This is a genomic window from Sphingomonas crusticola, assembly GCF_003391115.1.
GTDB lineage: Bacteria > Pseudomonadota > Alphaproteobacteria > Sphingomonadales > Sphingomonadaceae > Sphingomonas_I > Sphingomonas_I crusticola.
The window spans coordinates 1,826,905-1,841,193 of sequence record NZ_QTJP01000001.1 but is presented as its reverse complement, the minus strand read 5'-3'; the positions used below and the strand labels follow the sequence as shown (position 1 = coordinate 1,841,193).

17 protein-coding genes are annotated in these 14,289 nt (G+C 66.3%); 8 read left to right on the top strand and 9 right to left on the bottom strand.

All coding sequences use genetic code 11. The annotated features are described in order from the left end of the window. Positions 1–2 precede the first annotated feature (2 nt). A complete protein-coding gene (locus tag DX905_RS08690; RefSeq protein WP_116091001.1) occupies positions 3–2,495 on the bottom strand; it encodes a TonB-dependent receptor in 2,493 nt (830 codons plus the stop codon). Positions 2,496–2,692: 197 nt separating this feature from the next. Between DX905_RS08690 and DX905_RS08685 the strand changes: the two genes are divergently transcribed. Further along, on the top strand, positions 2,693–4,810 hold the full coding sequence (locus DX905_RS08685) for a RelA/SpoT family protein (protein ID WP_116091000.1): 2,118 nt from the start codon (positions 2,693–2,695) through the stop codon (positions 4,808–4,810). A gap of 25 nt (positions 4,811–4,835) precedes the next feature. Here DX905_RS08685 and nusB read toward each other — a convergent pair whose 3' ends face one another. From nusB to hisG, 3 genes are read right to left on the bottom strand one after another with little or no spacing between them, the layout of a single operon-like run. Continuing rightward, entirely contained in the window at positions 4,836–5,291 is a 456-nt protein-coding gene (gene nusB / locus DX905_RS08680) for a transcription antitermination factor NusB (RefSeq protein ID WP_116090999.1), read from the bottom strand. Beyond that, positions 5,288–6,571 (bottom strand): histidinol dehydrogenase, encoded by a 1,284-nt coding sequence (gene hisD, locus DX905_RS08675; protein WP_116090998.1) that lies wholly within the window; start codon positions 6,569–6,571, stop codon positions 5,288–5,290. The genes nusB and hisD overlap by 4 nt, the downstream gene beginning before the upstream one ends. After that, positions 6,558–7,223 (bottom strand): ATP phosphoribosyltransferase, encoded by a 666-nt coding sequence (hisG, locus tag DX905_RS08670; protein WP_116090997.1) that lies wholly within the window; start codon positions 7,221–7,223, stop codon positions 6,558–6,560. The genes hisD and hisG overlap by 14 nt, the downstream gene beginning before the upstream one ends. A 197-nt stretch (positions 7,224–7,420) precedes the next feature. Between hisG and DX905_RS08665 the strand changes: the two genes are divergently transcribed. Continuing rightward, complete coding sequence (locus tag DX905_RS08665) at positions 7,421–7,675, top strand: GCG_CRPN prefix-to-repeats domain-containing protein (protein WP_116092430.1); 255 nt, start codon at positions 7,421–7,423, stop codon at positions 7,673–7,675. 140 nt (positions 7,676–7,815) lie between these two features. On the opposite strand, the gene DX905_RS08660 is transcribed toward DX905_RS08665, so the two are convergent. The 4 genes from DX905_RS08660 to DX905_RS08645 all read right to left on the bottom strand — a co-directional run bounded on the left by DX905_RS08660 (position 7,816) and on the right by DX905_RS08645 (position 9,479). Beyond that, on the bottom strand, positions 7,816–8,454 hold the full coding sequence (locus DX905_RS08660; RefSeq protein WP_116090996.1) for a general stress protein: 639 nt from the start codon (positions 8,452–8,454) through the stop codon (positions 7,816–7,818). Between the two features lie 24 nt (positions 8,455–8,478). After that, positions 8,479–8,787 (bottom strand): hypothetical protein, encoded by a 309-nt coding sequence (locus DX905_RS08655; protein ID WP_116090995.1) that lies wholly within the window; start codon positions 8,785–8,787, stop codon positions 8,479–8,481. Between the two features lie 156 nt (positions 8,788–8,943). Then, positions 8,944–9,204: a hypothetical protein gene (locus DX905_RS08650; protein ID WP_116090994.1), complete on the bottom strand. Its 261-nt coding sequence runs from the start codon at positions 9,202–9,204 to the stop codon at positions 8,944–8,946. 86 nt (positions 9,205–9,290) lie between these two features. Then, positions 9,291–9,479 carry a DUF3606 domain-containing protein gene (locus DX905_RS08645; RefSeq protein WP_116090993.1) on the bottom strand — a complete coding sequence of 63 codons (189 nt, stop codon included), beginning with the start codon at positions 9,477–9,479 and terminating at the stop codon, positions 9,291–9,293. Between the two features lie 161 nt (positions 9,480–9,640). Between DX905_RS08645 and DX905_RS08640 the strand changes: the two genes are divergently transcribed. Further along, the gene (locus DX905_RS08640) at positions 9,641–10,546 is read left to right on the top strand and encodes a histone deacetylase family protein (protein ID WP_116092429.1); all 906 of its coding nucleotides are present in this window, start codon (positions 9,641–9,643) and stop codon (positions 10,544–10,546) included. Positions 10,547–10,570: 24 nt separating this feature from the next. Here the strand turns inward: DX905_RS08640 and DX905_RS08635 are convergent, their stop codons facing one another. Then, complete coding sequence (locus tag DX905_RS08635) at positions 10,571–10,960, bottom strand: GFA family protein (RefSeq protein ID WP_116090992.1); 390 nt, start codon at positions 10,958–10,960, stop codon at positions 10,571–10,573. A 150-nt stretch (positions 10,961–11,110) separates the two neighbouring features. Here DX905_RS08635 and DX905_RS08630 point away from each other — a divergent pair, with 150 nt between their 5' ends. From DX905_RS08630 to DX905_RS16175, 5 genes are all read left to right on the top strand, one after another. Beyond that, positions 11,111–11,305 (top strand): hypothetical protein, encoded by a 195-nt coding sequence (locus DX905_RS08630; protein ID WP_116090991.1) that lies wholly within the window; start codon positions 11,111–11,113, stop codon positions 11,303–11,305. 1 nt (position 11,306) lies between these two features. After that, a complete protein-coding gene (locus DX905_RS16275; RefSeq protein WP_240320787.1) occupies positions 11,307–11,789 on the top strand; it encodes a hypothetical protein in 483 nt (160 codons plus the stop codon). Next, positions 11,786–12,295 carry a hypothetical protein gene (locus DX905_RS08620; RefSeq protein ID WP_116090990.1) on the top strand — a complete coding sequence of 170 codons (510 nt, stop codon included), beginning with the start codon at positions 11,786–11,788 and terminating at the stop codon, positions 12,293–12,295. The genes DX905_RS16275 and DX905_RS08620 overlap by 4 nt, the downstream gene beginning before the upstream one ends. Positions 12,296–12,752: 457 nt before the next feature. Beyond that, positions 12,753–13,190: a hypothetical protein gene (locus tag DX905_RS08615; RefSeq protein WP_240320786.1), complete on the top strand. Its 438-nt coding sequence runs from the start codon at positions 12,753–12,755 to the stop codon at positions 13,188–13,190. Positions 13,191–13,201: 11 nt separating this feature from the next. Further along, on the top strand, positions 13,202–14,203 hold the full coding sequence (locus DX905_RS16175; RefSeq protein WP_205412223.1) for a hypothetical protein: 1,002 nt from the start codon (positions 13,202–13,204) through the stop codon (positions 14,201–14,203). Positions 14,204–14,289 lie beyond the last annotated feature (86 nt).

The following is a 14,289-nucleotide window of genomic DNA, read 5'->3' as shown; positions in this document are numbered from 1 at the left end:
CCTCAATAATCGACGCTCAGCGTGCCGAACACGGTGCGGCCCGGGGCAACCGAGGCATAGTGGCTGGCATAGGCCTGGTTGAAGTAGCGCTTGTTGGTCAAATTCTGCGCGTTGACGCTTAGCTCGATATGCTTGTCGAGCTTGTAGCTCGCCCGCGCATCGAAGCGCCAATAGCTTGGGATCGAGCGGGCCAATATTGTCGTTGCAGGGTTGATCGTCACCACGCCTGCCGCATTCTGGGTGGCGGTGCGGTTGTCGCTATAACCGCCGAACACGCGGCTGGTGTAGAAGGCGCCGCCGCCGATCGAGAAGGCGTTGGTCTCGTAGGTTGTCCAGGCCGTGAAGCTGTCCTTGGCGGTCTGCGGGAAGCGCTTGCCGTTATTGATGGACGGCACATAGACCGTCTTGGCCGCCTGGCCGGGCACCGCGGCGGCCGTCAGCGCGCTCAGGCCGGCTTCCTTGATCTTGGCATCGAGGTAGGAATAACCACCGAAGATGGTCCAGCCCTTGGCGATGCGTCCGTTGAAGCCGAGCTCGAACCCCTCGACCTGCTTCTTGCCGATGAAGGCAACCGTATTGGCGTCGATCGATACGCGTGCATTGCTGCTCTCGGTGCGGAAGACGGCGGCGGTCAGCGACAGCCGTTCGCCCAATATGTCGGCCTTGGCGCCGGCCTCGAGCGACTTGGTCTTTTCCGGCTTGAGCTGGTCGAGCAGGGGCGTGACGGTCGTTCCGACCGAATTCTGTTCCGACCCCTCACCCAGCAGGCTGTTCGGCGGCGTGACACTGGTCGCGTAGGAAACGTACAGGCTGCTATTCCTGGTCGGCTTGGCGACGAGCCCTGCCTGATAGCTCCAGTCGCGGTCGCGGCGGCGCAGCTCGATCGACGGCGCGGTCACGGTCGCGCGACCCGGCCGCACGGTCGAAGTGAAATCGTCATAACGCGCGCCGACATTGGCGATCAGCCAGTCGCCGAACGAAACCGTATCGAACAGGTAAGCGGCGCGCGTGATGCCCTTGTTGAAAATGTCGCCATAGCCGGGGCTGCGTACGACGGGCGTCGGCACGCTCGACGTGTCGCTTGCGTAATTTACCCATGGATCATTGGGGTTCGGGGCGAACAGCGACGTGCAATAATAACGCGCGATCGTATTGCTATTGCAGCGCGGGCTGATCGTCGATCCTGTTGCCATCACATAGGTGCCGCGGTGCGCATCCTCGCTCGAAAACTCAACGCCGGTGGCGACACTATGCTTGAGCGGCCCGGTATCGAACTTGGCGGTAAGATCGGTCTGGTTGATCAGGGTGTTGGTGACGCCGGCGCGGGTATTGGCGCGCCGCCAGACATAGCCGCCATTGGTATATTGGGTGACGCCGCCGGTGGTGGCGTTGGTGGTCGTGGTGCCGATCACATTGCCGGTCGAATCGTCGGGCAGCAGGAAGCTATAGCCTTGCCAGGTGTGGCTGAAGCGCGCCGTGTTGCGCAGCATGATGTCACTGCCGAAATCATGTTCGGCGCGCATCGTGAACTGGTCGGTATTGGACTTGCGGAAGTCGCGATCCTTGAGCCCGTAAAAGGTGGAATAAGGCACGGTTCCGGTGATGCCACCCTTGGTGGTGACGTGATGGACCGGCTCCGACAGGACGAAGTCGCCAGCCGGTGCGTTGCAGACCGTCGCCGAGCAGACATAACCGTAAGGCAGCCCGCTGTCGGGCAATTCGTTCGAGTGGAGATGGTAATAGGATGCCGTCAGCCGCGTCGGCGTGCCGAGCCCGATCGTGATCGACGGCGCGATGCCCCAGCGCTTCTGCCAGATCGCATCGCGCCCCGCGACATCCTGGTCGTGCCACATGCCCTCGACCCGCACCGCGATGATGTCGTTGAGCTTGTGGTTCACGTCGATCGTGGCACGCTTGTAATCGGCATTGCCATAGCTGACGTCGCCGCGCGCAAAATCGGCGAGCTTGGGCAGCTTTGAAACGATGTTGAGCGTGCCGCCGGCGGAGCCGCGCCCGCCGAGGACGCTGTCGGATCCCTTCACCACCTCGATCTGCTCGATCGCGAAGACCTCGCGGGTTTGCGCGCCGATGTCGCGCACGCCATCCACATAGGTCGAGCCCTGGCTGTCGAAGCCGCGGATGAAAGGGCGGTCGCCGATCGGGTTGCCGCCTTCGGCAGCGCCGAAAGTAATGCCGGGCACGGTGCGAAGCGCGTCGACCAGGCTGGCCGAACCCGTGTCCTTGATCAGCGTCTCAGGCAGGATCGTGATCGAACGCGGCGTGTCGATCAGCGGCGCGGTCAGCTTGACGTTGGCGGGCTTGTCATCGTGGCGGCCGGTGACGACGACTTCAGGCCGGTCGGCAGCGTCCGCTTCGGCCGTGTCGTTGGCGGCATCCACCGCGGCGTGCGCCGAGGAAACGAAGCCGACACAGGAAAGCGCCAGGAAGGCGGGCTTGGCCCAGTCGGAAGGCTTGGTTTCGGCGGTGCGGGCCATGGTTTCCCTTTGCGAAGCTGCCGGCGATTGTTTCGCCCTCGATGCCTGTCCGCTAATGAGAGTCGTTCGCAACGTCAACCTTATTGCGAACGTTTCGCATTCTTAAATGAGGCTGTTTCGCCGCTTCCTGCGCTTTTAAAGCGGCAGAGGAGGCTTGGCGCTTGCCTTGTGCCCGCAGGAAACCCCATCTTGAGTCGATGTTGCGCCAATATGAGCTGGTCGATCGGGTCCTGAGTTACGATCCCACCGCCGACGAGGCCTTGCTCAACCGCGCCTATGTCTTTTCGATGGCGGCGCATGGCAGCCAAAAGCGCGCCAATGGCGACCCTTATTTCAGCCATCCGATCGAAGTCGCCGGTATCCTCACCGACCTCCACCTCGACGACGAAACCATCGCCACCGCGATCCTGCACGATACGGTCGAGGACACGCTCGCCACGCCCGAGCAGATCGAGAAGAGCTTCGGGCCCTCCGTGGCGCGGCTGGTCGACGGCGTCACCAAATTGTCGAAGATCGAGGCGCAGAGCGACAATGAGCGCGCCGCCGAGAATCTGCGCAAATTCCTGCTCGCCATGTCGGATGACATCCGCGTGCTGCTGGTCAAGCTTGCCGACCGGCTGCACAATATGCGGACGCTGAAATTCATTCCGTCGGAAGAAAAGCGCCGCCGCATCGCGCGCGAGACGATGGATATCTATGCGCCGCTCGCCGAGCGCATCGGCATGTACGAATTCATGAAGGAGATGCAGACGCTCGCCTTCGCCGAACTCGAGCCCGAAGCTTATGATTCGATCACCAAGCGGCTCGAGCAGCTCAAGCAGGGCGGTGGCGACCAGGTCGCGCGTATCGCCTCGGGCATCCGCCTGCTGCTAGCGCAGAAAGGGATCAAGGCCGAGGTCGAGGGGCGCGAGAAGCATCCTTATTCGATCTGGCGCAAGATGACCGAGCGCCACATCAGCTTCGAACAATTGTCCGATGTGATGGCGTTCCGCGTGCTCGTGGACGAAACCGAGCAATGCTACCGCGCGCTCGGCCTGCTGCACGAGCGCTGGCCGATGGTCCCGGGCCGGTTCAAGGATTATATCTCGACGCCCAAGCGCAACGGCTATCGCTCGCTCCATACCGCCGTGATGCACCATGAGCGGGTGCGCATCGAGATCCAAATCCGCACGCAAAAGATGCACGCCGAGGCCGAGTTCGGCGTCGCCGCGCACTGGGCCTACAAAGCAGGCGGCATGATCCAGCCCGACGTCAATTCGCGCTGGATCCGCGATCTCGTCGAGATCCTCGACCATGCCGCCAGCCCGGAGGAGCTGCTCGAACATACGCGCATGGCGATGTATCAGGATCGCATCTTCGCCTTCACGCCGCAGGGCGAGCTGATCCAGCTGCCCAAGGGCGCGACGCCGGTGGACTTTGCTTATGCGGTCCATACCGATCTCGGCGACCAAACGGTCGGCGCCAAGATCAACGGCCGGGTCGTGCCGCTGCGCACGCAGATCATGAATGGCGATCAGGTCCAGATCCTGCGCTCCAAGGCGCAGGAGCCACAGGCGGCGTGGATGGGTTTCGCCGCGACCGGCAAGGCGCGCGCCAAGATCCGCCGCTTCGTGCGTCAGAAGGAGCATGCCGAGATGGTCGCGCTCGGCCGGCGCTTCTACGACGCGATCGTCTCGCGCATGCCGGCAACGCTCTCGCCCGATGCGCAGGCAGAAGCGCTCAAGCGGCTCAAACTTCCGGACGCGGACCGTCTGATGGAGAATATCGCACGCGGCACGCTGACCGACGCGCAGGTGATGGAGGCGCTAATGCCGGGCTCGACCGGCGGGCTCGGCGCCAATGTCCGCCCGTCGCAGCAGAGCGCGATCTCGATGAAGGGGCTCACGCCCGGCGTCGCCTTTACGCTCGCACCCTGCTGCACGCCGGTGCCGGGCGACCGTATCGTCGGCGTGCGCCGCCCCGATGCGGCGGTGGAGGTGCATGTTATCGAATGCCCGGTGCTGCAGGCCGCGCCGGAGGGGGATTGGGTCGATCTCGCCTGGGGCGACGGCAGCGACGGCGGCACCGCGCGCCTGTGCGTGATCGTGCGCAATCAGCCGGGCTCGCTCGGCATCATGGCCGGCATTCTCGGCACGCAGGGCGCCAACATCGTCAATATCAACCTCGCCGAACGCGACGAGAGCTTCCACACCTTCCAGGTGGTGATCGAGGTCCACGATGTCGCCCATTTGATGCGCATCGTCGCCGCCCTGCGCGCGGCCGACGGGATCGTCAGCGCCGAACGAATGGAGCCGAGGGCGCCGCTGGCGGCTTGACCTCTCCCCGTTCGGAGAGGGGCGGTTAAACCCGCACGTCCTTCGCTACGGAATCCAGCAGCCCGTTGACGAAGCCCGTTTCGCGCTTGTCGTAAAAGGCGTCGGCGACATCGACATATTCGCTGATGATGGTCGCGGTCGGCACGTCGGCGCGGGCGATCAGCTCATAAGTGCCCGCGCGCAGGATCGCGCGCATCGGCCGGTCGAGCCGCGGCAGGTTCCAGCCTGACGTCAGCCGCTTCGTGATGGCGGCATCGATCTCCTCGCGCCGTGCCTCGGCGCCACGCACGACATCGTCGAAAAAGTCGACCTCGGCATCGGTATATTCGACATCCTCGATCGTCGCCCCGAGCCGGTGGCGGTGGAATTCGTCGAGCAGCCGCGCCAGCGGCGTGCCCTCCATCTCCTGCTGGTACAAGGCCTGCACCGCCGCCAGCCGCGCGGCCGAGCGCGAGCGCGACCGTCCTGCGCCGCGCTTCACAGCCGGACCGCCACGGAGGCGGCGTGAGCCGGCAGGCCCTCCGCCTTGGCGAGCGCGACCGCCGCCGGCCCGATCGCAGCCAGGCTGGAGGGCGTGCAGGCGATGAAGCTGGTCCGCTTCATGAAATCGAGCACCGACAGGCCGGACGCGAAGCGCGCGCGGCGACCGGTGGGGAGGACGTGATTGGGTCCGGCAACATAATCTCCAACAGCCTCGGGCGTGTAGCGTCCGAGGAAAACCGATCCGGCGTGGCGGACCTTGGCGAACAAAGCTTCCGGGTCGTCGAGCGCGAGCTCGAGATGCTCGGGCGCGAGCCGATCGACCAACGGCATCGCCGCGTCGAGCGAAGGTACCACGATCACCGCACCATTGTCGCTCCACGCGGTAGCGGCGGTGGCGCCGGTCGCGAGCGCGGCGAGTTGTGCGGCGACCGCCTGCTCGACCGCGGCGGCGAAGGCGGCATCGTCGGTGAACAGGATCGACTGGCTGGTCGGGTCATGCTCGGCTTGGCTGAGCAGATCGGCGGCGATCCACGTGGGATCGTTGGCCCCATCGGCGACCACCACGATCTCGGACGGGCCCGCGACCATGTCGATCCCGACCACGCCGTAAAGCTGGCGCTTGGCCTCGGCGACCCAGGCATTGCCCGGGCCGACGATCACATCGACCGGGCGGATCTGCTCAGTTCCGTAAGCAAGCGCGGCGATCGCCTGCGCGCCGCCGACGCGCCACACCTCGTCGACGCCCGCGATCTCCGCCGCTGCCAGCACGAGCGGATTGATCTCGCCATTGGGGGTGGGCGTCACCATCGTCACGCGCCCGACGCCGGCGACGCGCGCCGGAATGGCGTTCATCAGCACGGTCGAGGGATAGGCCGCGCGGCCGCCCGGCACGTAGAGACCGGCGGCATCGACCGCATTCCAGCGCGCGCCGAGCCGCACGCCGGCGGCATCGGTCATGTCCCGGTCGGCGGGCTTCTGGTCGCAATGATAAGCGGCGATGCGCGCGGCGGCGAGCTCCAGTGCACCCCGCAACTCGCGGTCGAGCCCGTCGAGCGCAGCGCGGCGTTCCGCGCGGCTGACGCCCCAGCCCGTCACGTCGAGATCGTGCCCATCGAAATCGCGCGTATAGTCGCGCAGCGCGCCGTCGCCGGCGACGCGTACCGCCCGGACGATGGTGGCGACATCGCGCGAGACGTCGCCATCCGCCTCGCGCCGCGCATTCACCAGATCGGTAAAGGCCGCCTCGAATCCCGGATCGGACGCATCAAGCCGCACGATTGGCTCCCGCGGCTTCGCGAAACGCCTCGATCAGCGGCAGCACGTCGCGGGCGCGCGTCTTGAAGGCGGCGCGGTTGACGATCAGGCGGGCCGAGACCTCGGCGATCGTCTCCACCTCGACCAGCCCGTTCTCCGCCAAGGTGCGCCCCGACGAAACCAGATCGACGATGCGGCTGGAAAGGCCGAGCACCGGGGCGATCTCCATCGCCCCGTTGAGCTTGACGCATTCCGCCTGCACGCCGCGCGCCTCGAAATGGCGGCGGGTGACGTTGGGATATTTGGTCGCGACGCGGACGTGGCTCCAGTCGCGCGGATCGTCGCGCTCCGCCAGTTCGCGCGGCTCGGCCACGCTCAACCGGCAATGGCCGATGCCGAGGTCGACCGGTGCGTACAGTTCCGAATAGTCGAATTCCATCAGCACGTCCGAGCCGACGATGCCGAGCTGGGCGGCACCATGCGCGACGAAGGTGGCGACGTCGAAGGCGCGCACCCGGATCAAGCCGATGTCGGCGCGGTTGGTGGCGAAGCGCAGCGCCCGGCTATCCTCGTCGGCGAACGCGGCCTCGGGCTCGATCCCGGCGCGCGCGAACAACGGCATCACTTCGGCAAGGATGCGCCCCTTGGGAATTGCGATGATGATCGGCTCGGCCATAGCGGCGCGGCTTTACGGGCCTTACCCGGGAGGGGCAACCATTGGCCGCCTGCACGGCCCGGTCGGTCGGCCCGCCGATGAACCGGATCGCGCGCAGCGGGTTGAGCAAATCGGCAGCGACGGGAATCGCCCGCCTGCCGCGTTCAAGCACTGCCCGGCGCGGGGCTGCGTCCGCCGGGCCAGTAAAGGAGAACGTCATGAAGAAATATCTGTTGTTGGCCCTCGCTGCCGGAGCCACGCTCGTTGCCGCCGCACCCGCCGATGCGCGTCAGGGCTGCGGCCCGGGCGGTCATCGCGACTATTACGGTCATTGCCGTCCCAATCGCGGACCCGTTTATGCCGGACCACGCACGCTGGTGATCGGCACTTATTATCCGGGCCGCGGCTATTGGGATGGCCGCCGCTATTACCAGCATCGCGAGCGCTGGCATCGCGGCTGGCGTTACCGCTAGGCGAAACCGGGACGGGCGGCGGACACGCCCGGCGCCCGCTCCCACTTGGCCAACGGCAACGCGTGGAAGCGACGCGAAGCTGGGGACAATCGGGAAACGGACGCAGGCCGGCAGCTTGCGCCACCGGCCTGCGTCTCAGATTACAGCGAGTGTTCGCGGCGATAGGTCGCGCGATCGCGGTCGATCTCGTCCGCGCCATACGGCGCGGCGGTCTCGTCGAATGCGGTCCAGCCGGACTGGCGATAATCGGCGCCGCGCGTTGTTGCGCTCACGCCGCGGTTGCCGTCGAGCACGGCTTCAGTCTCGCCAACCAGATCGTCGTCGACCTTGGCGCTAACGAGCGTGCCGCCCCGACGCACGCCTTCCGAATAGACGTTCGCCTCGTCCTCGCTATGGCCGGCATTCTTCAATGCGCCGACGAGGCTGCCCGTCGCAGCGCCACCGGCGCCGCCGATCGCGGCACCGGCTGCGGTCGATGCCAGCCAGCCGGCCGCTACGATCGGGCCGAGGCCGGGGATCGCCAGCAGGCCGAGGCCTGCGAGCAGGCCGCCGACGCCGCCGAGCACCGCGCCGGTCGAAAGACCGCGGCTGACGTCGCCATGGTCATTGACGTCGGTCACGTCATGATCGCCATCCTGATCGTGGCGGCCATGCGTGCCGTGGACATTGTTGGCGACAATGCTGAGGTCGCTATGCGGAACGCCGAGGCGCTCGAGTTCGGTCACCGCCGTCTGGGCGTCGGCATAATCGTCAAACAGCCGCGTGAGGGTCCTGGACATATCTATACTCCTGAGGGGCAGTGATTAGCGGGCGGTAACGTTGCCCTTATAGTCGAGCGTGACGATCACGGCGTGGCGGTGACGCATGGCGCGGCCCTGCCAGCTACCGGCGCTGGTCTTGCGCAGATCGCCGATGTTGGTGAAGCCCGCCTTGGGGATGCGGCCCTTGGCCTGGTTCTCGGTAAAGGAGCTGCGGCCGCGCGCCGGCGTCGGCACGGCGTGGACACGGCTGTCCTTGACCACGGGATTGTGCGAGCCCCGCTGATCATGCTCCTGTGCGATCGCGCCGGTGCTGACAGCAGCCGCAATCGCGGCCAGAATAGCAATCTTCATTCGATTTCCTCTCGATATTGACGGGTGGCGGCCACGGTCGGGCACCCGCCTGAACAGACGGGCGGCGCCGCGGCGACGTTGATGGGATTATGCTGTCGTGAGGGAGTAACCGACGGGCCACGCCGTCGGGGGCACCGCCCCGAAATAAAGGTGCGGCTAGTGCAGCGGCGCCGCGGCTCCGGACCGCATATGCTCGACATAAACGGTCTCGACGCCATGGCTATCAGCCCAGGCGAGGCCGGCGGCTTCGGCTTCTTCAAAGGTCGCGTAAGGCCCGCCACCGACGATCGCGACCGATTCTTCCACGTCCAGTGCGGAGGCGTTCAGCCGGAATTTGCCGTCGCTGCCTTCCTCGATCAGGATACAGTCGGTCTCGGGCGGTGCCTCCTTGCCGATCGCCAGTTTCTCGATCTTCATAAAATCTCCGTCCAAAGCCGCTGCATCAACGGCGCGGCCGGACGATCGATCCTTCCCGGCCTTATGCGGGCGAGGCTCCGGCCGGCTCAGTCATAGTCGGAACGGCCGAGGTGACGCGCGACCGCGGCGGCGCTGTGGCCGGCGGCCTTCACCGCCGCAGCCAGCTCGTCACGCGTGATGTTCCACTTATTGGTCCAGTAACGGACCTCATAATCTTCCTCGAGCGAGATGCGGCTCGCATCCTGCGGGCGGCGCGCGCTGGTATCGTCGGACATCGGGCATCCTCCTGTTTGAGAGGGGGAAACGAGCGACCGTGACGGCGTATCCCCGCACCGCGCCGGGCCGAGTCGCGGGCGCGGCGAAGCGCGTCACGTTATGCCCAGACGGGGCGCATATCCCTCTGCCGCCGCCCCCGTCGATCCTCTAGGGTGTGGCGGTGCTGCACGTCGTCCACCATCCCGATTATGTCGCGCCGGCCGCGCCCGGCAGCAGCTTTCCCCACGACAAATATGGGCTGGTGATGCTGGCGCTGGAGGAAGCGCGCCTGCCCTACCGCGTCCATGCGCCCGAAATCATGCCGCGCGCCTGGCTGGAGGCGGTGCACGACCCCGCCTATGTCGAGGAGGTGCTCTCCTGCGCGGTTCCGCCCGCCAAGGAGCGGCGGATCGGCTTCCCGGTGACGCCCCGCGTCTCGCGCCGCTCGCAGCTGTCGCCGGGCGGCACCTGGCTCGCGGCGCACCTTGCGCTGGAGCATGGCTTCGCCGCCAACAGCGCCGGCGGCAGCCACCATGCGCTCGCCGATACCGGCGCCGGCTATTGCGTGTTCAACGACCTGATGGTCGCCGCCAACCGCCTGATCGCCGAAGGTGCGGTCGGCCGTATCCTGATTCTCGACCTCGACGTCCACCAGGGCGACGGCACCGCCGCGCTCGCCGCCGGCCGCGACGACATCTTCACCCTCTCGATCCATGCCGAGAAGAATTTCCCCGCCCGCAAGGCGCAGTCCACGCGCGACATCGGGCTTGCCGACGGCACCGGCGATGCCGATTATCTCGCCGCGCTGGCCGAGGCGCTGCCGTCCGCGCTCCACGATTTCCGCCCCGATCTGATCCTGTTCCAGGCCGGCGTCGATGCCCATGCCGAGGACCGGCTCGGCCGGCTGGCCTTGTCCGACGCGGGCATGGAGGCGCGCGACCGCTTCGTCGCCGCCGCCGCGCGTGATCGCGCCCTCCCGCTCGCAAGCGCGCTCGGCGGCGGATATGGTGCCGACCGCATGGCGGTGGCGCGGCGCCACGCTTGCACCATGCTCACACTAGCCGCCGAATATGGCGCGGCGGGCTAGCGCGCGATCCGGACAGCCCGCCGATCAATCATGCTCGATATTATCGCCGACGATCTCGACCCAGCGATGCTTGCGATTCTCGTAAACCGAGAAGTTCGGCGCGGGGAAATCCGGATCGGCAAACGCGCCGATCGGGATCGCCACCAGCCCCTCCATCCCTTCGTTGCGATAGGCGATGGTCGCCCCGCATTCCGGGCAGAAGTGGAAGGTCGCGACCCTGCCGCTGTCGCCGGCCTGGCGATAGGCGCGGGCGGCGCCCTCGATCGTGACGTCGCCCTCGGCGAAGCGCGCCTGCGCGGAGAAGGCGCTGCCGGAGCGGCGCTTGCACGGCAGGCAGTGGCACACCGAAATCCGAACCGGCTCGCCGACGCAGCGCGCCGTCAGCGCGCCGCAACGGCATTGTGCGATACGCATGATCCAGGCCTCCTCCGCGCCTCGTACACCAGCGCTTAGCCGTTTTGAACAGGCGCGGCACGCTTTCCGCATTGCCCAACGTTCTCGCTATGTTCTATCCATAATGGATGCCGCGAGTCGGCGAGTCGTTACCAGTATGGAGTAAGAGACATGCGGCACGATGTGCGGCTGCGCGAGGCGGTGCGGGCGATCTTCGACGCCTGTTATCCGTCCGACGATTGGTCCCCGATCCGGTTCGAGGAGGCCGAGCGCTTCGGCACCGTCCATTATCGCCAGGCGGTCGAGGCGGCGTTGCGCGCGCGCGCGACCTTCACCGCGCACGCCACGCAATTGGAGCTGATCTGACATGGCCTCGGCAATGCCCGATCCGGCGGAGCGCCCGTGCCAGCAATGGCTCGACATCGCCCGCCCGATCCAGCCGCGCCTGCCGCGCGATCGCCCGGCGCCGGCGCGGGCGCCGCGCCGTCCCGACGACGTGCTCGCGGCCCGCCAGATGGAATTGCGCATGACCGCCCCCGCGCCGTCGGCCGCGCCCCCCGCGATGGCCGCGCCCGTGATCGCCCCCAAGGCCGAATCGCGAGCGGAGGTGACGGCACCGCCTGCCGCGCCGGTCACCCCGCCCCCGCCATCCTTCGTGAAATGGCTGCTCGCTCAGAACAAGAGCGGCGGTGCGGTCGGCGAGCTGGCCAAGGCGGCGCGCCTCGACCCGCTCTTTCCGAAGGACGGCAACGCCGACGCGGTGCGCGCGCGCTTCAACCAGGCCGGCGCCGACGGCGACGCCTTTGCCGCGCTCGACGATGCGGAGCGAGCCTATGACCGGCTGGCATGAGCAAGGCCCCGCCGCCGCTTCGCATCGAGCGGCACAAATTGGTGTTCATGGGCCTGGTCGCGCTCGATGAGGTCGCCGAACATTGCATTCGCGACACCTATCCGCGCACCTTCGCGCTGCGCGTGACGCTGGCGATGCTCTACGCCTTCAGCGACGGCACGCGCGAGCCCTATGACGATTTCTGGCGCGAATGCGCCGCGCCCGATTCCTCCGACAATCGGCAGATGGCGATGGGCATGCGCAGCAATGCGGTCCACAGCACCTATCACCGGATCTGCCGCACGCTGGGCGTTGCCGACACGATCCGCTTCAGGTCGGACGTCGATGCCGCACGCCGCGATAGCGGCCCGCACGCCCGCGCCTATGACGCGCTCCATCGCGCGCTGCAGAGCGAAGGCGAAGCCGCCCGCCAGCGTTTCGCCGAAATGCTGCGCATCAGCACACGCGAACGCAACGATGCGCGCGAACAGGGCCGGCAGATGCGGGCGTGCAAGCTGAGCGGGTGAGGGCGACCGCATCGCGCACCTACGTCCCGACGCCGGGCCGGATTTTAAAAAAACACCAGAAACGAACTTGATGATCTGGGGGTCGTGGCGATCGGCGGGGCAGCGCAGAGGCGGCAATCCGGGGAGCACGGCGGCGTTGCGCGGCACGAATGCCCGATCCAGGCCGCTGTGACGTCACTGCCCAATCTGAGAAAGAGCCTAAGGTTGCGGTGGGGAAGGATGCCATCCGCGCCCGAACCTCATCATGAGAGCGTACGCTTTGTACGTACGAATGTCAAGTCAGTCAATGCGGACTGCCCGGGTAAGCTGCAGCGCCCCTGGGGGTCGCCTCGTCGATCGTGAGCGGCCTGCGCACTGCCGGGATGTGGGCTTTCATTCCGGAAGCTTAACCACTTGACGACCTGATAAATCGGACCATTCTACTCATAAGCGCGGAAGCGCCTGCCGGGGGGGACCCATGACCAGACTGCTCTGCGCCGCCATCATGGCAGGCCTGATCGCATCGCCGCTGTCCGCGAAACACAAGGACGATGCGGACAATGCTCCCAATATGCTGACGCACGGCATGGCGCAGATGACCCTGCATGTCGGAACGACCACGCAGGAAGACGTGATCACCACCTTCGGCGCCCCCAATATTACGACGCTCGACGCGCAGGGGCAGGAAGTCTGGATTTACGATCGACAGGCGACCGTCACCAGCAGCGGCAGTTCGGGCTTCTCCATCGGCATGCTGATCGGTGCCGGCGGCAGTGGTGTGGCCGGCGGGGGCGGACTCGGCTTCGGAAAGTCGAAAAGCCATTCGTCCGAGACGCAGCGGACGATGACTCTGATCATCAAATTCGGTCCGGATAAGAAGGTTGTCGATTTCAGGAGCCGCAGCAGCTCGTTCTGAGGGGGGGAGCGATGAAACGGGGTGTCGTGTTGCTGGCGCTTTACGGCGCCTTGATATCGAGCGGCGCGAGCGCAAAGAAGCCGCAACTCAGCGGCCTGGAGCTTCAGCAAATCCAGGCGCGCGACTTCGAGGCGTCGAAGAACGTGGCTTTTGCGGCGGTGATGACGGTCCTGCAGGATGCAGGTTTCCGCATCGGATCGGCCGACAAGGATACGGGCCTCATCACCGGCATCGGTACGAGCGAGCGGCACATGACATGGGTGCCGTTCGTCGGCTTCGGCAGCTCCAAGAAGAATCCAGTGATGACGGCTTTCATCGAGGAGCGCGGGCGCTCCGCGCGGGTGCGTCTTAACTTCGTGATGGCGAAGGTGAAGGGCAATGCCTACGGCAACTGGTCCGACGAAGAGGCCATCAACGACGTGGCCGTTTACAAGGACGCGTTCGAGAAGATCGAGAAGGAGATCTTCATTCGCCAAGCGGAAGACGCACCAACCGCAGCTGTAGCCAGCGTCAGCCCCGCACCTGCACTTACCGTGAGCGCCGCGCAGATGGTTACCGCGGTCGCGCCGGCTACCCCATCGTCTCCGCCACCCCCGGCGCCGAAGCCAGCGCCCGTTGCGGCAACGGCCCCGGCTGCGGCACCGACAGTCGCTCCGGCGCCGGCGCCTGTGGTGACTCCGGCGGTTGTGACCCAAGTCGCCAGCGTCTCGCATACCGTGAGCGCACCGGTGGCATCCCTGCCCGTCTATCTGGGCGACGTAGATCGCAAATATCAGATCATCGGCGCGGTGCAGGTCGCCGCCAACAACATCAACCCGAATACGCCTGCCGGTCAGGCCAAGATATTCGGGAAGCTTTGGGACAAGGCCAAGGCTCTGGGGGCGGATGCGGTCATCCACGCGAACATCGGCGAGCCGCATATGACGGCGATGGTGGCGAAGAAAATGGATGTCACGGGTGTCGCGGTGAAATTCGAGGGAGGTCCGGCTGCGGAAATGGCGAGCCGGCCCTAGCGCTGCGCGAAGGGGTGAGGACGTCAGGTCGCGCCGTTCACTTGACGTCCGGCCCGCTACCACGCCGGACCCAAGTGCAGGGCATC